At 37.7% G+C, this 21,522-nt stretch carries 16 protein-coding genes; 10 read left to right on the top strand and 6 right to left on the bottom strand.

All coding sequences use genetic code 11. The features are described from left to right. Positions 1 to 34 precede the first annotated feature (34 nt). From AC1M84_RS06570 to AC1M84_RS06555, 4 genes are all read right to left on the bottom strand, one after another. On the bottom strand, positions 35 to 2,929 hold the full coding sequence (locus AC1M84_RS06570; protein ID WP_481594680.1) for a calcium-binding protein: 2,895 nt from the start codon (positions 2,927 to 2,929) through the stop codon (positions 35 to 37). 261 nt (positions 2,930 to 3,190) lie between these two features. Then, the gene (locus tag AC1M84_RS06565) at positions 3,191 to 4,633 is read right to left on the bottom strand and encodes a sensor domain-containing diguanylate cyclase (RefSeq protein ID WP_481594679.1); all 1,443 of its coding nucleotides are present in this window, start codon (positions 4,631 to 4,633) and stop codon (positions 3,191 to 3,193) included. A 145-nt stretch (positions 4,634 to 4,778) separates the two neighbouring features. Then, complete coding sequence (locus tag AC1M84_RS06560; RefSeq protein WP_481594678.1) at positions 4,779 to 6,194, bottom strand: diguanylate cyclase; 1,416 nt, start codon at positions 6,192 to 6,194, stop codon at positions 4,779 to 4,781. A gap of 76 nt (positions 6,195 to 6,270) precedes the next feature. Continuing rightward, complete coding sequence (locus tag AC1M84_RS06555) at positions 6,271 to 7,056, bottom strand: A1S_2505 family phage non-structural protein (RefSeq protein WP_481590310.1); 786 nt, start codon at positions 7,054 to 7,056, stop codon at positions 6,271 to 6,273. 190 nt (positions 7,057 to 7,246) lie between these two features. On the opposite strand from AC1M84_RS06555, the gene uvrB reads away from it, so the two are divergent. The 7 genes from uvrB (at position 7,247) to AC1M84_RS06520 (ending at position 16,258) form a co-directional block, all read left to right on the top strand. Beyond that, positions 7,247 to 9,268, top strand: coding sequence for an excinuclease ABC subunit UvrB (gene uvrB / locus AC1M84_RS06550; protein WP_179997909.1), 2,022 nt, complete (start codon positions 7,247 to 7,249; stop codon positions 9,266 to 9,268). A gap of 122 nt (positions 9,269 to 9,390) precedes the next feature. Next, positions 9,391 to 9,993 (top strand): lipocalin family protein, encoded by a 603-nt coding sequence (locus AC1M84_RS06545; protein ID WP_035265500.1) that lies wholly within the window; start codon positions 9,391 to 9,393, stop codon positions 9,991 to 9,993. Between the two features lie 106 nt (positions 9,994 to 10,099). Further along, positions 10,100 to 11,014, top strand: a complete 915-nt coding sequence (gene rarD, locus AC1M84_RS06540) for an EamA family transporter RarD (protein ID WP_481594677.1) — start codon at positions 10,100 to 10,102, stop codon at positions 11,012 to 11,014. 187 nt (positions 11,015 to 11,201) lie between these two features. Continuing rightward, a complete protein-coding gene (locus tag AC1M84_RS06535; RefSeq protein WP_481594676.1) occupies positions 11,202 to 12,914 on the top strand; it encodes a hypothetical protein in 1,713 nt (570 codons plus the stop codon). Between the two features lie 245 nt (positions 12,915 to 13,159). Further along, the gene (locus tag AC1M84_RS06530) at positions 13,160 to 14,617 is read left to right on the top strand and encodes a glyceraldehyde-3-phosphate dehydrogenase (protein WP_180028420.1); all 1,458 of its coding nucleotides are present in this window, start codon (positions 13,160 to 13,162) and stop codon (positions 14,615 to 14,617) included. 190 nt (positions 14,618 to 14,807) lie between these two features. Then, positions 14,808 to 15,566, top strand: a complete 759-nt coding sequence (locus tag AC1M84_RS06525) for an MFS transporter (protein ID WP_481593436.1) — start codon at positions 14,808 to 14,810, stop codon at positions 15,564 to 15,566. 11 nt (positions 15,567 to 15,577) lie between these two features. Continuing rightward, positions 15,578 to 16,258, top strand: a complete 681-nt coding sequence (locus AC1M84_RS06520; protein WP_481594675.1) for a hypothetical protein — start codon at positions 15,578 to 15,580, stop codon at positions 16,256 to 16,258. A gap of 28 nt (positions 16,259 to 16,286) precedes the next feature. On the opposite strand, the gene AC1M84_RS06515 is transcribed toward AC1M84_RS06520, so the two are convergent. After that, the gene (locus tag AC1M84_RS06515) at positions 16,287 to 17,150 is read right to left on the bottom strand and encodes an SDR family oxidoreductase (protein WP_481593434.1); all 864 of its coding nucleotides are present in this window, start codon (positions 17,148 to 17,150) and stop codon (positions 16,287 to 16,289) included. 117 nt (positions 17,151 to 17,267) lie between these two features. Here AC1M84_RS06515 and AC1M84_RS06510 point away from each other — a divergent pair, with 117 nt between their 5' ends. Beyond that, positions 17,268 to 17,642 (top strand): winged helix-turn-helix transcriptional regulator, encoded by a 375-nt coding sequence (locus AC1M84_RS06510; RefSeq protein ID WP_481593495.1) that lies wholly within the window; start codon positions 17,268 to 17,270, stop codon positions 17,640 to 17,642. 55 nt (positions 17,643 to 17,697) lie between these two features. Here AC1M84_RS06510 and AC1M84_RS06505 read toward each other — a convergent pair whose 3' ends face one another. Beyond that, positions 17,698 to 18,879 carry an MFS transporter gene (locus tag AC1M84_RS06505; RefSeq protein ID WP_481593433.1) on the bottom strand — a complete coding sequence of 394 codons (1,182 nt, stop codon included), beginning with the start codon at positions 18,877 to 18,879 and terminating at the stop codon, positions 17,698 to 17,700. A gap of 257 nt (positions 18,880 to 19,136) precedes the next feature. Here AC1M84_RS06505 and cgtA point away from each other — a divergent pair, with 257 nt between their 5' ends. Together cgtA and proB are read left to right on the top strand one after the other, a co-directional pair. Further along, positions 19,137 to 20,348 (top strand): Obg family GTPase CgtA, encoded by a 1,212-nt coding sequence (gene cgtA / locus AC1M84_RS06500; protein WP_092767039.1) that lies wholly within the window; start codon positions 19,137 to 19,139, stop codon positions 20,346 to 20,348. Between the two features lie 28 nt (positions 20,349 to 20,376). After that, positions 20,377 to 21,510, top strand: coding sequence for a glutamate 5-kinase (gene proB, locus AC1M84_RS06495; RefSeq protein WP_481594674.1), 1,134 nt, complete (start codon positions 20,377 to 20,379; stop codon positions 21,508 to 21,510). Positions 21,511 to 21,522 lie beyond the last annotated feature (12 nt).

Raw genomic sequence — 21,522 nt, 5'->3', positions numbered from 1 at the left:
GTGCTTTAAGCACCTATTTTTTTGCGGTTAAGAATTACACGTAACTTAAGTTTTGATCTAGAGTCAGTAAGTTGAATGTAGAACCGTCTTTAAATACGATTGATTCAACTTGATGTGCTTCACCTTTTGCCCAATCTTTAATAGTGATTTGATCAGCAGAATCTTTAAGTTTGATGATACGATCATTCCCAGAGTCTTGAACGAGTAAATCATCAATTGAGATACCAGCACCAAATTGAATGGTATCTTGACCACCTTTTTCATAGATTGTATCTACTCCAAAGCCTTGATCAAAATAGTATGTCTCGTTACCAAGATCGCCATACAATTTGTCGTTACCAATACCACCATTTAAGATGTTAATTAGACCCCCGTTTGCGATTAAGGTGTCATCTCCAGCGAGGCCTTTTAATTCGTTATTTACGAATTTGCTACCTGTGATAATGTTGTCAGATTGGTTACCCGTACCACTTTGTTGAATTTCTGATCCAGCAATCAAAAGTTCTTTGATTGGATTGATCAGCGTAAGGTTTTCAACATTTTCGGTTAATTGATACTGATCTGCAGAACTAATGACAGTGTCTGTACCTTCATAGTTGTGTTCAAGTACGAAGTCATATTTTGATTGAACATAATAGGTATCGTCACCACGACCACCTACGAGGACATTGATGCCTTCACCACCTTTTAGAATGTCATTGCCCCAACCACCAAAGAGCAGATCATCACCTTTACCACCTACAAGCGTATCGTTGCCGACACCGCCTTTAATGATGTCATTACCATCTTTACCGTTTAAGGTACGTCCGAAAACAGAGTAAGTGCTGATAATGTTGGTATTAGGGTTAAATAAGTTTGTCGCTACTGCTACAGAGCCAGCCAAATCACCTGCATATGCATAAGCAAGTTGAGTCAATGTATTCACAAGTTGATCACGTGAAGAGAAGCCATCGTCAAGTACTTCACCTTTGATGAATTGTCCAACGAAGTTTAAGCCCTCAGTCACGATTTGATTCACAACATCAAAGATACTCGCACCAGCTTTTAAGTTCGCTTTAACCACATCACCTAATAGCTCTAAATACCAAGTAAACGGACGGCTATCACCACCATTCAATTGTGAAGTATCAACACCTAAATAGTGATCAAGAATACTTAATGGTGTGATGCCTGTCCAATCACCTAGCTCGCCACCCAAGTTTTCAAGAGCTTGCGATGCATCCATAAGTACCAATCCAAACTTACCATCAGAGCTTGGTAAATATCCTGCTGGAACAATAGTCTCGCCATCAGCATTTTTAACGCCATTCAAGAAATTGTCAGCTAAAGTTTTGATCAATACATTTGATGCTTGCCAGAATTGTTCATCCGTAATATAGATGCCTTTATCTGCAAGTGATTTACCTGTTCCTAAACGAACATATTGATAAAGGAAGTTCTGAGGATCAGCTGTTGCAACAGCTTCAGCAACTTTTAACCAGTTTTTAGTACCTTGATCCACTGCATCGTTTGATGCTAAATCTTCTTTGATCACGGTATAAATAGGGCGCCAGAAGTTTTTACCTTGTAAAGAACCAGTTGACATAAACTTGTTATATAGTTCTTGAACTTGTTTAAATGCAGATTCACTTACGCGGTAACTAAATTGATTGTCAATTTTGTAGAATTTAGGACGACCGTCATCTGATGGATTAGATTGATCTGGTTGTTTTGGTTGACCCCATTCTCGATCAAAATGTGAGTCTGAAGGTGGAAGAGTGGCACCAATATCCTTACCAATATTTACGATAATGTCTGAAATTTGATCGATAATCGCATCGCCGGCTTTATGAATTTCTTCAAAACCAGGAATGAATTTATCACCAACTTTAACCAATGGCGCAACGCTATCTAATAAATCATTCACGATGCCATCTTTGCCGATAATCAAATTTCCAACCAGCTCACTTGGAATTTTTAAAATTGAATCAAGGCTAAGTTCGCCATCTTTCCATTCATTTTTGTGGTGTGTATCTTTTGCTTCCACATTTGAGCCGAGGGCTTCACCAGCACCACTGAGTAAATTCGATGCTGCATCGATAATGCGGTCACCTAACTCATGAACAACTTCAAATGGTTTACCAAGTAGAGCATTACCTGCTAGGCCAATAGGTGAAGCCACATCTAAAACTGTATTGACTAAATTTGCTGTCGTGACTAAACCATTACCTAGTAACTGAGCTGGAATAGAAAGTACTGAGCTAAATTTGAAATCAGGAACATAATCGAAAATAGGTTCAAGTGTATTTTCAACTTGATTTGCAACTGTATTCACAATTGATTTTAGATTTTCAGTGGCTGATGGAAGCTCTTGAGACCATTCATTATCATAATGCGTATCTTTAGGTTCAATTGTCCCGCCAATCGCTGAGCCAATGTCATGAGCCACATCAGAGACAGCATCAATAATCGTATCACCTGCTTTATGAACAACATCAAAACCAGGGATAAGCGCATTTCCTGCAATAGCAATCGGTGCAGCAGCATCAAGAATATCATTGGCAATATTGGTTGCACCAATAATGGTGTTTCCAATTAAATCCTCAGGAAGGCTTAAAATATTATCTAAGCTGAGTTCTTTGTCTTCCCACTCATTTTTATGATGAGTGTCATTCGGTTCGATGGTTGCACCAAGTGCTTTACCCACTGAATTCACTGCATCTGAAGCTGCATCAATAATTTTATCACCAAGTTCGTGCACTGCTTCGAAAGGTTTGCCAAGTAAAGCATTACCTGCTAAACCAATAGGAGAAACTACATCAAGAACAGTATTCACAGCATTGGTAGCAGCGATTAGACCATTACCAACGAGTTGAGCTGGAATTGAGAGAACTGAACTTAATTTAAAGTTAGGTAAGTAATCGAATGATTTATAATTGAACAAAGCCATTGTTATAGTCTCTTATAAAAATAAAGTGTTTTTAATCATTGTTAGTGATTAAAGTGTGATTAAAATCACATTTTATTAGTTTAAAATCAATTGCTTTTGTTAGACAAGATCATAAATTTTTTGTCATAATTTAATGAAAAATATAGTAAAGGTTATATGAGAACTGAATAAGATTGATTTTTTTCAAAAAAAACACCAGTGCAATGACTAGTGTTTCAAGAGCAAATAAAATGTATGATCTAAAAATATAAATATTATAAACTATTGATTTTTATTGGATAAATATTTGTAGTATTGTCTCTTATGATCATACATGGATTGATCTGCACGCTTTAACATATCCTCAATTGTTTCATTCTCAAGGCTTGTAGCAAATCCCATTGATGCACTGATGATATGGTTAGAATAATATTGATTATCGATATTCAATAATTCTTGAATGGTCAAAATCGTCGACTGAACGGTAGTTTCATTTGCACCTTGCATCAGGATAACAAATTCATCACCTCCAATTCGAGAGGCTGTATAACTAGTATTGTGAATCGTTCTACTTAAGATGTTACCCATTCTGCGTAAAATCTCATCACCTGCATCATGACCAAATTGATCATTAATCGGTTTAAGGCCATTCATATCTAGAAAAATTGCAGAAACTGGGCGAATAAGTGCGCGTTCCAATCGATGGATTTCTTCAGTGTAGAACGAGCGATTTTTGAGTTTTGTTAAAACGTCGTGTTTACCTAAATATTCTAAATAGCTCTCAGCTTTTTTTCGCGCTGTAATGTCCGTTAGGGCAAGTTGTACAAGCCCCCAATCTTCTTCATAACCTGGAAACACAGTGAATTGAAGTAGAACATAGCGAATTGAACCATCCAAAGCATAGTTAATCGCTTCACGACTATGATGAATTTTCCCATTCCATAGTTCGATCAATTGTTCCTTAAAAGTTTGATGCATTTCTTTTGAGAAAACCTTTTTTAGATTTTGAAATAAATCAGATTTCGTCGATGCCTTGAATAAATCCAATGTTGCTTGGTTGACGTCTAGTAATACAATGTCTTCAATGCATTGTTGTACGAAATCTTGATGCACATCTAAAAAAGTTCTGAAATCATCAATACCAATTGATTTAAGATGATCGAGTCTTAATTTAATGCGACTAAAGTCTTCAACCCATAATGATGTGGGTGAATAACTAAATCTTGCTTCAGCTAATCGACGATTTTTCTCTTCTAAACGCCGAGCTTGCATATAACCACTAATATCTTCTGTAGTAAGCAAAATACGGTCTAAACTTTGTTCTGAACCAGGTAAAACGACAGCTCGCAGTTTTATGTCTAAGGGTTGACCACTCAAGGTGAAATTAGTGGTTGTACTTGTAAACTCTAATTCACCCTTCCAAAGTGCAACTAATTCCGCTACATGTGCATCAAACATTTGATGTTGGAAAATGGTGCTTAAATTTTGGGTGAGATGTTTAAGGCTTTGTGCTTCAAAAAGATCGAGTGTTTTTTGATTTACTTTAACAATCTTAATTTGATGTGCGCATAAAGTCACAAGATCTGGATTTTGCTGAAGATGTAAAGCTAAATCAGTAACCCCATCACTACGCCATTGGTTAAAGATGGTTTGAATGGCACTAAAATCTTCCAACCACATTGGGATAGGAGATAAATCAAAAATTGATGAATCAAGTATCTCCATAACTATCCTTGAACTTTTCTTTTAAAACAATAAATTGTGGATAATATAGCACTAAATTATTTTGATATAAAATTCAAATTTTTTATTATTTACGTGATTTAAGACACTTTTTTAAGCTAAGCTAACGTTGAGCTAAATCCTATGCTCAATTCGTTAGATTTTTATTTTGATAAAAATGATGCTTGTTAATGTACATGCATTTATCTGCACGGCGTAACATATCTTCCAAGGTTTCGCCTTTAAGTCTTGTGGCATGTCCGAGTGAAACGCTGATAGAAAGATGAGGGTGATCTAGATTATGTTGATGTATTTGAGTTTCAAGATCATGAACAAGGATTTTAACTTGCTCAACATCGGCATGAGGCATCAATAATACAAATTCATCGCCACCTATTCTAGAAATTGAAAAATCTTTTTTGTGAGTGACAAATTGAAGAATTTCGGCAAAGTTTTTTAGATACTGATCACCGACATCATGTCCGAACTGATCATTGATGATTTTTAAACCGTTCATGTCAATGTAAATACAAGACACCGGATAGAGATCAAGTTGCTCAATCCGTTCAATTTCTTCATTAAAATAAGTTCTGTTATGTAAATCAGTTAAAATGTCATGTTGACCCAAATAATGTAAGTGATTTTCTAATTTTTTTCGCTCAGTGATATCTGTAAGGGCGACTTGTATCACCGCCCAATCATCTAAATTATGTGGAAAAATATTTAACTGTTCTAAAACGAAGATTTGTTCTCCATTCGCGTTGTAGAAACTACTTTCTCGCTGTTGATATTCTTCATGATTCCACAATTGTAGTAACTGGCTTTTAAAATTTTCCAAACGTTTAATATCAAATAAATCATGAGAATGATGTAAAAATTGAGATTTATCTTTCACAGCAAAAAGTTTGAGCGCCGCTTCATTGACATCAATGAAATTTATTTGCTCAAAGCATTCCACAACAAATTCTGGATGTTGATGAATGTGTTGGTCTAAATTCTCAATGTTTTGCAAACGGAGCAGCTCAAATCTTTTTTTAATTTGGCTAAAATCCATGATCCATAGTGCTGTTGGATTATAAGTAAATAAAGATTCGGCAAAATGACGTGCTTTTTGATATTGGGAAATATCTTCGGTGGTCATGAGTAGGCATTTCCAATTATGCTCATAACCTTTTAATTTCATACCGCGTAATTGAACGTCTAAACGCTTTCCATTGGTCGTATAATTGATCACTGGAATATGATGTTCAGTATTCTTCCAAAGTGATACAAAAAATTGGATTTGGAAAGTGCTGACTTCAGGATGAAGGAACTTCTGAAAACTTTCTAAAATTTCTTCTAAGTTTTTTGCTTCATACAGTTTAAGCGTACTTTGGTTAACACGTAAGGTATGAATCGTACTCAAGCAAAGGTGGAGACGACTGTGATCCTCCATCAAATATGCTTCAATATCTTCAATACCTTCAGCAGTCCATTGTTCAAAAATTTGTTTAACACCGCTGAAGTCTTGTAGCCACATCGCAATTGGAGATAAATCAAAGATGGTCAGATCTAAATGATCCATAGATGCGAGCCTTGGTGTTTAAAATTCATTCATTTATACAATATAAGTGAATGAATCTTATAAAATCAACATCTTATTAAACTGATTTTTTTGCTCGATGCTCAGGTTTTGGCGCAGAAATTGACTTAAGCCCTTGCCAAACATCAACAAAATCTTGTTCATTCATTTGGTAGAGTTCAAGTAAAGCCAATACCACACCACCCATCATGAATGCACGATCGGACTTCGGTTCATATTGGAAGGTTTGATCTTTTAGATGATAGAGGATATCTTCGATTTCAAATATGCGTTCACGTCCATTACTGTCCACGGGGAACATCGGCGTTTCGATCAAAATATTGGCTAGTTTCTTTTCAGATTCATTTAAATTAAGTTGCTCAAATGCCGTTTCTAAAGAATCCGCGAACAGCAGTTCAGAAGAAAAAATGGCATGTAATAAAGGTTGGTTTAATTTAGGAAAGGTGCGTTCAACGAAAGGTTTAAACGAAATCGGGAAAATTACATTTTTTGATATACCTTTGAACATGGGGGCTATTTCAGCAACTTTGTAACCTGCTACACCACAACCAACGGCTGTAATAAAATACTTAATCTTGGGGTGGTTTTTTGTATAGATTTTAAAATCATTGATGTAGTGTTCAATCTGAGATAGAGGCATTTGTTGCAAATGCTCATTCATGGTGGGTATTGCATAGCTCTGTCCAGCCCAGCCGCGGCCAGCACCTTTAATCGCACCGAAATGTTGAAGTGCAATTTTTGCAGCACCACCTGCATGCGTGCCTGCTAAATTACTACCAAATACAAATACTGTATCTTCATTTAAACTGTTGATAATCGTTTCATCGTGATATTGGTAAGTCATAGTTTTTTACATCAACATGCAATTTAAGTTCATGGTGCAATTGATTGCTGTAAGGGTCAAGTAAAATTGATTGAATTTATGGTTTTCACCCTCATCATCAGATGAGTAAATCATAAAGATTTGAGCAAGCAAGCCATGCATTACCAGTGTTATTGCATATTTTCATCATCTGTATAGCGAGAATTATCGAGTGAGTGACAGTCGTCCATTTGAATTAGTAACTAATTACGAGCCTGCAGGAGATCAACCTCAAGCGATTGAGAAACTTGTTAAAGGAGTACAACAAGGTTTTAAGGATCAATTGCTACTAGGGGTAACAGGCTCTGGTAAGACCTATACGATGGCGAATGTGATTATGCAATTACAACGTCCTACTATTGTAATGGCACATAACAAAACCCTTGCGGCTCAACTCTATGGAGAATTTAAAGCATTTTTTCCACATAATGCTGTTGAGTATTTTGTAAGTTATTACGATTACTATCAGCCAGAAGCATACGTACCGTCATCTGATACTTTTATTGAAAAGGATTCTGCTATTAATGATCACATCGATCAGATGCGGTTGTCTGCAACGCGTGCTTTGCTTGAGCGTAAGGATGCTATTATCGTTGCTTCGGTATCCGCCATTTATGGTTTAGGTGATCCTAATGCATATATGAATATGCTCCTACATATTGTGACAGGTGATCGAGTCAGCCGTGATGAGTTGATTCGTCGATTGGTAGAAATGCAATATACGCGTAATGAACTCGAATTTTTACGAGGTACTTATCGAATTCGTGGAGAAATTCTTGATATTTTCCCCGCAGAGTCAGAACAAAATGCAGTGCGGATTGAGCTATTTGATGATGAAGTGGATTCGATCCGCTGGTTTGATCCCTTGACTGGAAAAATGATTCGTAAAGTCCCACGAATTACGATTTATCCAAAAAGTCACTATGTGACGCCTAAAGATAACTTGCAGCGTGCCATCGAAACGATTCGTGAAGAACTCAAAGAGCGCTTGGCATATTTCAGAGCTGAAGATAAATTGCTTGAAGCTCAACGTATTGAACAGCGTACTCGATATGACCTTGAGATGATGCAACAGCTTGGTTATACCAATGGTATTGAGAATTACTCGAGACATTTATCAGGTCGACCAGCTGGAGAGGCCCCGCCAACGCTTTTCGACTACCTGCCTGAGGATGCATTACTTATTATTGATGAATCGCATGTTACGGTTCCTCAAATTGGTGCGATGTATAAAGGCGATCGTTCACGTAAAGAAAATCTAGTGAATTATGGTTTCCGCTTGCCAAGTGCATTGGATAATCGACCAATGAAGTTTGAAGAGTGGGAACGTATTATTCCTACTACAATTTATGTCAGTGCGACGCCTGCCAATTATGAATTAGAAAAATCAGAACAAATTGCTGAGCAGGTGGTGCGTCCAACAGGGTTGATTGACCCCGTCATTGAAATTCGTCCAGTATTGACTCAGGTGGACGATGTCCTTTCGGAGATTAATCAACGTAAAGACAAAAATGAACGTGTCTTGGTCACAACGTTAACCAAACGCATGGCTGAAGATTTGACGTCATATTTAAAAGAGTACGGGATCAAAGTGGCTTATCTGCACTCTGATATCGATACTGTTGAACGTGTGAAGATCATTCATGAATTACGAACAGGTGTCTACGATGCATTGATTGGAATTAACTTACTCCGTGAAGGTTTAGACATGCCTGAGGTATCTTTAGTTGCAATATTAGATGCCGATAAAGAAGGCTTTTTACGCTCAGAACGTTCACTTATCCAAACCATTGGTCGTGCTGCTCGAAATGTTGAAGGAAAGGCTATTTTATATGCGGATCGGATTACGGATTCAATGCAAAAAGCGATTGATGAAACGGAGCGTCGCCGTACCAAACAAATTAATTTTAACTTAGAACATGGCATCACTCCGCGTTCAGCAGTCCGCCAAGTCATCAAAGAGATTGATACTGGTGAAGTGTATGATGATGAGTCAATTGATGAGAGTGTATCGGGACAAGCACGTGCATTAAGTGCGGATGAGCGCCATATAGTTTCCGATCCAAAACTATTGGCAAAACATTTGGCTAAATTAGAGAAAGAAATGCTCAAAGCTTCGAAAGAGCTTCAGTTTGAGCAAGCAGCGCGTTTCCGTGATGAGATCGTGCGTTTAAAAGCACAGTTAATTCAGTGATTTAATTTACAGAAAACACTGTAAAATCATCACATAACGTAACATTAAGCCGAAAAATAACCATTATTGTAGAAGAGTAAATGAATACTCACAAACAAATTCAATAAATAGGGGTTATTTAGATGATCAAGAGTCTCCCATCTGCTGGTTTCAATGTTAGCAAGATTGTATTGGGTGGTGCCTTATTGGTTGGTTTAGGGGCAGCAACGATGGTTTATGCTCAGGACAAGCCACTCAATACTGTTGAAAAAGTTGAACTCGATAAATACTTAGGTGTTTGGTATGAAGTAGCACGTAAGCCACTTTATTTCCAAAACAAGTGTGATCGTGATGTAACTGCGACATATACATTAAATGAAAATGGTAATGTGACTGTTGATAACCGTTGTTTTACCGCTGACGGTAAAGTTACCCAGTCAGTGGGTGAGGCATTTGTACAAAATCAGCCATTTAATACAAAATTGAAAGTCAGTTTTTTGCCGAGTGCTATTCGATGGTTACCAGTTGGTCGTGGCGACTACTGGGTGCTGAAACTGGATGAGGATTATCAAACTGTACTCGTGGGTGAGCCTAAACGTAAGTATATGTGGGTACTTTCTCGCACGCATAATCCTGATCAAGCAGTCGTGAATGAGTATCTTGATTATGCTAAATCTGTTGGTTATGACTTAAGTGATGTGATACGTACAAAGCAAACGGGTCAACAACCTGGTTCAACAAAATAATGTTGAAAATGATGAGAACCACGCTAAAGCGTGGTTTTTTTATGCATCGACATCTATTGATATGAATTATAGCTATAATATCGTTTGGTAAAAATTAGGTTCAGATATGTTAAAAGGTATAGCATTGTCAGTTATGGCATCAGTGACATTTGGGGTGCTATATTTTTATACGTATTTTCTTAGACCACTAGACAGTGAGCAGACCTTTGCTTGGCGAATGTTAGCAACATTACCTTTTTTAACGCTGTTTATGTGGTGGTCGGGTGATCTAAAATATGTTAGAGAAATTTATAATAAAATTTACAAACAACCATCTATTTTAATTTGGCTCTTGATCAGTTCGTTTTTGTGTACAACTCAACTCTGGTTATTTTTGTGGGGACCAATCAATGGTCGGGGGCTTGAGGTTTCTTTAGGATATTTTTTGTTGCCTCTGGTGATGGTTCTCTTTGGTTGCGTTCTTTACAAAGAAAAGCTCTCAAAGTGGCAAATTGCAGCAGTGTTTTTTGCAATTCTTGGTGTCAGCCATGAAATCTGGCGCATCGGTACTGTGGCATGGGAGACCATATATGTTGCTGTGGCTTATCCGATCTACTTTTTTTTAAGAAGAAAATTTGGAACAGATCATTTAGGTGGATTCTGGTGGGATTTATTGCTGGTGATTCCAGTTGCTATTTTTCTAGCATTTTTTTATTCAAACACATTGCCCCTGATTATTGAGTTTAAATATCTCATTTTAGCCGTACTAGGTCTAGGTTGCTTAAGTGCCTTAGGGCTTGGAAGTTACATCTTGGCGAGCAGATATCTTCCATTTGTGATTTTTGGGTTATTGAGTTATTTAGAGCCAATTTTGTTGGCAGGAGCATCAATAGCAATGGGTGAACGCGTGGAAGCAGGAGAATGGTTGACTTATATTCCAATTTGGTTTGCTGTATTGCTCCTTATTTTGGAAGGTACAATTTATCTCTATCGTCAAAGAAGAACTGAAAAGTTACTTCAATATCAACATAAGAAACTATAATCGCGTCTAGCCCAAAAAGATGAGCACTAAGTTTCATATCATTACATAAGGATGAGTTATACATAAGAGTTTTTGACTGAATGATAAGAATAATTACTTATTCTTTAAAAATATTTGTGACACAATTAACTAAAACATAAAAATGTGATAAATTTGTTAAATCAATAATAATTCTAATTTAACAATCATGATTCAGTACCAAACAAGAGCAGCATTATTACAGCTGGAGCCTAGTCTGGATTTAAACTGGCAAAGACTCTTAGAGCGTATATTTCAACATTCTGATAGTGATGTTCGCGAAGAAATTGATCGTCAAATTCTCAAACCTAAAGATATATTTTGGAATCGTGTGAATAACACGTTCGAATATAAAGTCACGACGTCGCTGGGAATTTTAAAGCACAGTTTTTCTAGTGAAAGAATGCGCTCCATTGCAGCAAAGTTATGTCAATCTATCCAATGGTTGAAGGAGATGACGGATTGCGTACAAGTGGCGGACTATTTGGAAAATGCGCTGTATCAAATTGACCAGATTGCTGTTGAGGACAATTTAAAATTACAACGCGAAAAAATGTTAATGCGTCGGGTTTTTTTGCAAGATGTTGCTAAGTTAATTCGTGAATTAAATCTTGAAACACCAGTTGGAACTCGTCAGTTAACTTCAGCTCAGATTAAGAGCTTTATGATAGAAGTATTTATTAAGCAACAATTACTGGGGTATTGGTTTAAACCGCTTCTACCTAGAAGCTCATCGATCCTGGAGCATCCTTTTTTTGCACAATGGTTGCTGAAAGAACAGTCCATTCGACACTTTGATATTGTTAAAACCTCTGAATTTCTATTCGTCATCGCACCAACCAGTCAGTTTGAACAAAATCCATTTTCGATCCGTCGTTTTTTATTTGAAGATCGAATGGAATACAACCAGCAAATTTATCTCAATGGGTTGGTTTTGGATATGCGCCGTTACAATGAAGAGGGGTATATCAAACAGTTTATGGAACACGTGCAGATGATGGTTACTATTCAGCATCAAGTGCATAAAGATGTTATTCAAATTGTGCAAGAATTTGAAGATGTTGCTGAACAAAAGATATTACCGCTTTTGACACAAAATTTAGGGATGGCTGGAAGTAATAGTGATTTTGTAGCCAAACAGCATTTACGTAAGATAGAGCAAGCATTGACTGTCGAATTGCTACAACCTCTTGTGGTGGCTTTAGAACAGCATTTATCACATATTGAAGAATATGAGCATCTGTTTAAAAGTGTGCATCGCATATTTTCAGATATTCTGGCGAATTATAAAGATTTTAAACAACAGCCTTCATTATTTTTTAATTCATCAGTCCAATTGTTTGAATACAAGTTGTTAGCCTATTTAAAACTACTTGAAAAGCGTAAAGATGAAATATTTGTACCATTGAATATGTATGAGCGTGGAGTCATGCATGAGCGCTCCAAGAAACCGTTAAATGCATTACAAGAAGATTTAAGCCAACATATTCAAGATTACCGAGAAATGCTGTCTCATACGATGCGTTTGAAACGAGATTATGCTGAAGTTCAAGGCTCATTTTTAAAAAGAATGGTGGCTGGAGAAAAGTTAGAAAAAGAACTTCAACAAACTTCATTGGCCATGGTGAAAATCAAGAAGCAGGCTTATCTAGATATTTTAAGTGTGCCTAAAAACTATCGAAAATATAGTGTATTTATTGAATTTGAAAGTTTTTCAGCTACAAGTGATTTTGAACGACATTATGCATTCCCTTCGGGGCAAAATGGTTTAACTAAGCTTCCAGTATTGGTCAAACTCCCAGAAAACTTAGAAGATTTTAATTTAGAAGATTTAAATATGATGTTGAGTCAGGATATTTCAGCTTCCCCAGTATTGAGTTGAACTGACTGCAACTCAGTGACGAAATTGGATTTGTAGGCTTAATGATCAGTATTTGATATCTAAATGAAATCATTTACCCAGAAAATTATATTGTAATTCAATGGCTAAAATATATTTTTTATAAAGAGAATATTGCTTTAGTAAAAAATAAACCGAGTTTTCATTTCAACTCTGAGCTAATTCCTTTACAATTATGGGGTTTTGAAATTTATGCTTAGATTTACAATTAATTAGAGGACGTATCTGTGAGCAAAGACACTATCGTTGCCCTACATGCAGAGCACCAAGGTCGCTGGAAAAACCGTGAAGAACTCGCGGAACGTATGATTGCCCTTGTTGGTCAGTTATACCGTGAAAAAAACATCGTAGCTACAGTATACGGTCGCTCTTTAATTAACCGCTCGGTTATCCAAATTCTTAAAGCTCACCGTCGTACACGTGTTTTAGACGTTGAACTTTCTGCTGTAGATACTTTCCCAATCCTTGAAGCATTGGTTAAAGTACAAAATATCGGCACAGCTGAAATCGATTTAGGCAAACTTGCTGTAGAATTTAAAGCAAAAGGTGGCGATGTAGATGCATTCGTTGCTGACGCTGTTAAATCACTACAAGGAAATGCTGCATCTGTTGAGCATAAAGATGTTGTGCTTTATGGTTTTGGGCGTATTGGTCGTATCCTTGCACGTCTTATGATTGGTCAGTCTGGTCTTGGTCGTGGTCTAAACCTTAAAGCGATTGTTGTTCGTAAATCATCTGATGGTGATTTAGAGAAACGCGCTTCTTTACTTCGTCGTGACTCTATTCATGGTCCATTTGCAGGTACGATTTCTGTAGATGAAGAGAACGAAGCAATTATTGCGAATGGTCAATTCATCAAAGTGATTTATGCATCGAACCCATCAGAAGTGGATTACACTGCATATGGTATCGAAAATGCATTGGTGATTGATAACACTGGTAAATGGCGTGATGCTGAAGGTCTTGCTCAGCACCTTAAATGCCCAGGCGCTGCACGTGTAATCTTAACTGCACCTGGTAAAGGTGACATGAAGAACGTTGTGTTTGGTGTAAACCAAGCTGACATTCTTGATGAAGACACAATCATCTCTGCTGCAAGCTGTACTACTAACGCGATCACACCGACGTTGAAAGTACTTCATGACAAATATACAGTGATTAATGGTCACGTCGAAACAGTTCACTCGTTCACGAACGACCAAAACTTGATCGACAACTATCATAAAGCTGACCGTCGTGGCCGTGCTGCAACGTTGAACATGGTGATCACTGAAACGGGTGCTGCTAAAGCAGTTGCTAAAGCACTTCCAGCGCTTAAAGGCAAATTAACTGGTAACTCTGTACGTGTTCCAACACCTAACGTGTCTTTAGCAATCCTTAACCTGACTCTAGATAAAGAAGTTGATCGTGATGAAGTGAACGAATATATTCGTCAAATTTCTATCAACTCTAATCTTCAAGGTCAAATTGGTTATACAAATTCTACTGAAGTTGTATCATCTGACTTTATCGGTTCACGCACTGCAGGTGTTTTTGATGCGCAAGCAACAATTACGTCTGGTAACCGTTTAACAGCATATGTATGGTACGACAACGAAGTAGGTTATAGCTGCCAAGTTCTGCGTATCGCTGAACAAATGGGTGGCGTAAGCTATCCAAAAGTACCTGCTGAAACAAATGCATAATTTGTAAAGCATAAAAAGAGCCTCTTTCGAGGCTCTTTTTTATTTGCCTAAATTTACGTAATTAAGACTTTAGAGCAATATGGTTTCTTCAAAATAAGTGGTTTAATATTGAAAAAATTGCGTATTTGTTCACATAAAATATGGATTGTGAGCAGGTGATTAAAAAAATAAATGTTAAAGGATTATATTTTTGCGCATCAAATATCTTGTCATTGGCTTCGTGCTGATTGCTTTGGCTGCCGCGAGTGGTATAGCAATTGCCTTATGGGTTTTTCAACATTTTAAAATTTACATTCCACTAGAAGATCAAGCCGTGAATATTGATCTTCAGGAGCCATTGCAAGCGAAAGTTCAAATCCATGATGCTTTGGATGTAAATGTGACAGGTCGTGTGAAAACGACCATTCCTATACATGAAAATCTTTCTATTCCTGTACAACAAACATTGAATCCTATGGTTCATTTCGACAATCAAGTACCAATTAAAACGGTCATTCCAGTCCGTGAAAATTTGATTGTGGATCAAAATTTAGCAGTGGATACTAAAGTTAAGGTTCGCATTTTAGGCAAAGATATTACATTGCCATTGAAAGGGATGATTCCAATTAAACTTGATGTACCTGTTGAAATGGATGTTCCCTTAGATCAAATGGTTCACTTGAAATTTCAAGCACCTGTTCAAGCGGATTTAAAAGAGAATCTACGCATCCCATTAAAAACGGATTTAGATGTGGATATACCAGTAGAAGGTCATTTGAATGCACCAATTAAAACTGCGTTAGAGGCTTCAGTCAACGTACAAAATACTTTGCCAATTAAAATACAAAAAGGTGAGTTGGTTATCCCACTCAATACCTTAACATTACAAAAAAATCAAAAAGTGGAAGCAGCATCACCCATTAAAGTTCAGAAGGATGATCAATCTGCTGAATCGGTGAAAGCCCAGTGAGCTCGAGAAGCATGAGTGCTAAAAAAATCGTGGGATATGGTTCGCTCTTATTTATTGTCGTGGCAAGCATTGTCGCCGTAGGTTTTTGGCTATATCTCAATATTCAAGCATCTGTTCATGTCAGTGCGAAGAATGCAAGTGTACAGTTGTCAGAATCATTGCCGACCAAAATTGATGTTGGGAATTATCTTGAGGTACAAGCGATTGGCGCATTAAATACAGAAATTAAAGTGCAGGAAAATATTGATTTAGATTTGCAGGGTAAATACAAAACCAATCTCAAGTTTAAAGTCGAAGTCCCTGTTTCTGTGAGTGCGGATTATCAAACCAAAGTAAAAATTGATCAAACGATTCCAATTAGTGCAACAACAGATTTGGTGTATAAAACACGATTTTTACCTAAATTTCCGTTAAATTTAGATTTGCCTATTCAGCTTGAAGTTCCATTTCATTTAAAGCGTACTTATCAGGTTCCGATTACGATTGATTTTGATGGTCCTGTGTATTTAGATTTGCATGAGCAGCTTGATGTGGATATTGATCATGTTTTCAAACCTGTATTACATTTAAATGATCCAATTTTGATGAAGGATGTATCTAGTTTTAGAGCAACAATGTACAACTTGGAGCGTGAAACAAAAGCAAATTTAGATATGAACTTGGATTTACCTCTGCGCAATATTAAAAAGTAAAAACTCCCCTTTAAGGGGAGTCTATTCTCTAAGCATTCAGGGCTTGCTGAATGCTTTCACGAATCGATGTGGTTTTTCGACCAATTAAATGTTCAAGATCTTTGCGTACACTGTACATCGCACCATGGGCGGTGTGAAGATCTGCATCTACAATGACGTCAATGAGACCTAGTGGTAAACCAGCTTGAATTAATCCTTGACGATAATCTTCTAGAGATAAGTTTTGATATTTCACAGGCTGTTGTGAAAACTCAGAAAGAAGGGTCGCAAAATCATTTAAGCTAAAGCTTTCGCTACCAGCAAGCTCGTAAATTTTGTTCAAATGTTGAGCTGATTCATCATTTAATATTTGAGCTGCAGCAGTGGCATAATCCAAACGAGAAGCTGAACTAATTAAACCATCTTGAGCAGCTCCGTATACTATGCCTGTTTCGATTTGATGGGTGAGGGCAGATAAATAGTTTTCGCTATACCAATTATTTCTTAAAAAGGTGTAGGTAATGGAACTTTCTCGTATTAGTTTTTCTGTTTCTCGATGTTCATTGGCTAAGCCAAGCGGAGAGTGATCTGCATTCAGTAAGCTGGTATATGTTAGGTGAGGAACTCTAGCTTGAATCGCAGCATCAATAACAGCCTTGTGTTGTGGAGTGCGACGACCAATCTCATTGGCAGAAATGAGCAGGAGTTTATTAACGTCCTGAAGGGAATTTGCGAGATTATCTGGCTGATCATAATCAAATTTGCGTACTTGAATATCTTCAGAAAATAAAATTTTAGCTTTTTCTGGGTTGCGAACCAAAGCAATAATTTCATGCTCGCTATGAAGTTTTTTAAGTTCTTGAACAACTAAACGACCTAATTCACCAGTTGCACCTGTAATCGCAATTTTCATTTTAATTTCCTCTTAATGTGGCTAAAAAATAAACTTGATGCAGGCATATTAATCTGTTAACTTACTTAATGAAAGTACATACCTAAAAGTAAGTTGTTAACTGTTAAGAGAAAAATGATGAATACATATGCGCATAGTGATTTATTAGGTCAAGTTTTATCCAGTGAATGTCCTTCTCGTGAAATTTTGGAGCATCTCACCAGTAAATGGTCAGTTCTCGTCCTACGTTGCTTGAGTGATGGTGTGCATCGTTTTAGTGAGCTAAAACAAAGAATTGAGGGGGTGAGCGAAAAAATGTTGGCTCAGACACTAAAAACCTTAGAAAAAGATGGTTTTATTTTGCGCACTGTTTATCCAGTAGTTCCTCCAAAGGTGGAGTATCAACTCACTGTATTGGGTTCAAATGCAGCGATGAAATTAAATGAGTTGATCCATTGGATTGAGCGAAATTTACCCGAAATTTTGGAAAGTAAGGCACTTATTACGCGATAGTTATACTTCATCATTTTGTTATCGCTCAGTTTAAAGTGTGTACTGAGCGAGATGTTTATATAGATTTCATGATCTTAAAATCATAACGATCAATACATAAAATTAAAATTGAGAAAAACAGTCCCAAAGCAACGCAACCAATCCATGCATAATGTTCCCAAGCATAGACAGCACCTAAAGAACCTAGTGCAGCGCCTGAAAAGTAAATGGTCATATACACAGCATTAATTCGTGAGCGTGCTTGACCATCAATACGATAGACTAGATTTTGATTCAAAACATGAAATGCGGTGAGACCAAAATAGCTCATCAATACGCCAAGTGCATAAATGAAGATGTTCTGTTGCGCGAAATATAATGGAATACAAGAGAACAGCATCAAGGTGATACATAATTGAGCGACAAATTCTTCTTTCCCTTTGCCAACTGTTTTACCAGACCAACTCGAGGAATAAATTCCGATAATACCTAACAGACCAAATAGACCAATTTGAAAATCAGTAAATTGATATGGGGCACTCCCTAAAACAAAAGTCATCGATGTAAACACCATTGAGAGAATGCCAAATCCTAGGGCACCCGCGCAGGCACGGCGTATGAGATGCGGATTATGCTTTGCGATGCTCCAAAGTGATTTGTAAATATCGGTGACTTGTAAATGCGAAGCAGGTTGAGTGTTGGGGAGTTTTTTCCACATTAAACATGCTAAACATAAAGTCAAAATACCACTACTGAAATAAACGCCTTCCCAAGACCAATAAGTTGAAACAAAGCCGGCAAATGTCCTAGATAAAATAATCCCCATGACCAATCCGCTCATGAGTTTACCTACAACTGCCGAGCTTAATTCCGGTGGGCTAATGGAAGAAGCAAATGGAATTAATACTTGTGCTGATATGGCTCCAAATGTTGCACAAAGGGTAAAGATATATAAAGTGCTAATATCTGAGCTGAAAGACAAAAGGATCTGCGAAATTGCCGCAAATATCATTAAACTCACAATGAGTTTTCGTTTATTAAAAAAATCTCCAAGGGGTACCAAAAGCATGAGTCCGAGCATATAACCCACTTGAGCGATAACCACGGTAAATCCAGCTTGGCTGGTCGAAATTTCTAAACTTCTTTCGATTGAATAAATCAGTGGTTGATTGAAATAGGCTGAACCTGCACAGACACCACAGGCCAAAGCCATAATAAGCACGAATTGTGAGGATAAAGGGGTAGCAGAGCGATTCATGTCAAAATCTTAGAGTACAATTTAATGCACTATAGGCATTATTTTGTGGTTTCAGAAATAAATAAAACCAATGATGTCATTTGATAAAACAATGAGTAATGAATAAATCAAATTTAATGCAGTGATACACCAAAATATTAAAGACTCAATTTATGAAAAAAGTCGCTAACTTATTCTCAACCTGCATAAATATAGTCGAGAAATACTTTAAAATATGGCAGAATAGGCGGTTTTAAAGTTTTTAGAGGATTGGCATTATGCGCTTTGTTGATGAAGCAGTCATTACCGTAGAGGCTGGCGACGGTGGCAATGGCGTAGCCAGTTTTCGCCGTGAAAAATTCGTACCATTTGGTGGTCCAGATGGTGGTGATGGTGGTCGTGGTGGCAGCGTATATATTCAAGCTGATGACAACACCAGTACGCTTGTAGATTATCGTTATACCCGTAGATTTCGTGCTGAACGTGGTAAAAATGGTGCTGGCGCAAACTGTGCAGGTCGCGGTGGTGAATCCGTAACACTATATGTTCCAGTAGGAACAACAATTGTAGATACTGAGTCTGGCGACATCATTGGTGATTTAATTGAAAATGGTCAACGTGTTCTTGTTGCTCAAGGTGGTGACGGTGGTTTAGGTAACACTCACTTTAAGTCATCAACGAACCGTGCTCCACGTAAATGTACACATGGTAACAAAGGTGAGTTCCGCGAAATTCGCCTAGAGCTGAAAGTTTTGGCAGATGTTGGCTTATTAGGTATGCCAAATGCGGGCAAATCAACATTTATTCGTGCTGTCTCTGCAGCAAAACCAAAAGTAGCAGATTACCCATTTACAACTATGGTACCTAATCTTGGTGTTGTAGATGCAGATCGTCACCGTTCATTTGTAATGGCTGATATTCCAGGTTTGATCGAAGGTGCTGCAGAAGGTGCAGGTCTTGGTATTCGCTTCTTAAAACATTTGGCGCGTACTCGTATTCTTCTACATATCGTGGATGTACAGCCAATTGATGGATCAGATCCAGCTTATAATGCTAAGGCAATTTTAAATGAACTTTTAAAGTTCTCTCCAACATTGTCAAAACTCCCAGTGGTGTTGGTTTTAAATAAAGTAGATCAGTTGCCTGAAGACTCAAGAGATGAGTGGTGCAATCACATCCTTGAAGAGTTGAAATGGGAGGGTCCAGTATTTAAGACTTCAGGCTTGATGTCTGAGGGAACCAAAGAAGTCGTTTATTATTTAATGGATCAAATTGAACAACAGCGCGAACGCGAAGTTGAAGATCCAGAGTATGCAGCAGAAATGCAAGCATTCCGTGATCAGCTTGAAGCTGAAACACGTGAACAAACCATTGCCGCTAAAGAGGCTTATCGTGAAATGCGTCGTAAACAACGTCTTGCCAGTCAAGAGGATGACGATTTTGACGATGATGAAGATGATGGCGAAATGGAAGTGTACTACGTACGTTAATCTCTTTATATAAGAGACAGAGGACAAGATGATAGAAGTGGTAGGTGGGCAACGTCAGCTCAAGGGTTGCAAAAGAATCGTTGTTAAAATCGGATCATCTTTACTCACAGCAAACGGAAAAGGTTTAGATATAGATGCAATCTCGCATTGGGCGGGGCAAATTGCAGATCTACACAATGCAGGGCATGAGATTATTCTCGTGTCTTCCGGTGCTGTGGCTGAAGGTATGGTTCGAATGAAACTTGAGAATCGACCCACGGATCTACCCAGTCTTCAAGCTTGTGCTGCCATTGGTCAAATGGGGCTGATACAAACTTGGTCAAGTGTATTGTTGAATCACAATATTCAATCTGCTCAAGTTTTATTGACTCATGATGACTTGGCTGACCGTCGCCGTTATTTGAATTCTTGTGATGCTTTACAACATTTAATTGATTGGAAAGTGATTCCAGTGATTAATGAAAATGACACTGTATCTACTGATGAGATTCGATTCGGAGACAATGATACTTTAGCTGCAATGGTTGCAGGCCAAGTTCATGCTGATTTATTGATTATTTTGACAGACCAAGAGGGGATGTTTGATTCAGATCCTCGCTCAAATCCTAATGCGAAGTTGTTTCATACAGTTCGCGCATTAGATGAAAGTTTGTTTGATATGGCAGGTGGTGGTGGTAAGTTTGGTCGAGGTGGAATGCTGACCAAAGTACGTGCTGCTCGTTTAGCTGCGAAATCAGGATGTCCTACACTGATTGCCAGTGGAGACAGTAATCATGTGTTAACTCGATTAATGTCGGGTGAGATGCTAGGTACGTTGTTTATCACTGATAATGATCGAATCACTGCTCACCAACAATGGTTAGCTGCGCATTTGCAAACTGCAGGGCGATTGGTGATTGATGATGGTGCTGTGAAAGCGATCAAAGAAAATCATCGGAGTTTATTGCCTGTAGGTGTTAAAGCAGTTGAAGGGCATTTCGAGCGTGGTGATGTGGTAGAGTGTGTGGATCAGCAACGGCATCGCGTTGCAGTTGGTCGTGTCAACTTTAGTTCACGTAGCGCTGAAATTGTCAAAGGCTTACCCTCAGATAAGGTACACCAAGTTCTAGGTGAAGCACGTTCATTAGAAATGATCCATCGCAATCATATGGCGATCTATTAATTTCTTATTTAA

The organism is Acinetobacter sp. 24-47-66 (assembly GCF_056779755.1).
Note: the sequence above shows the minus strand (reverse complement) of the source record. Positions and strands in the feature narration are given on the sequence as shown.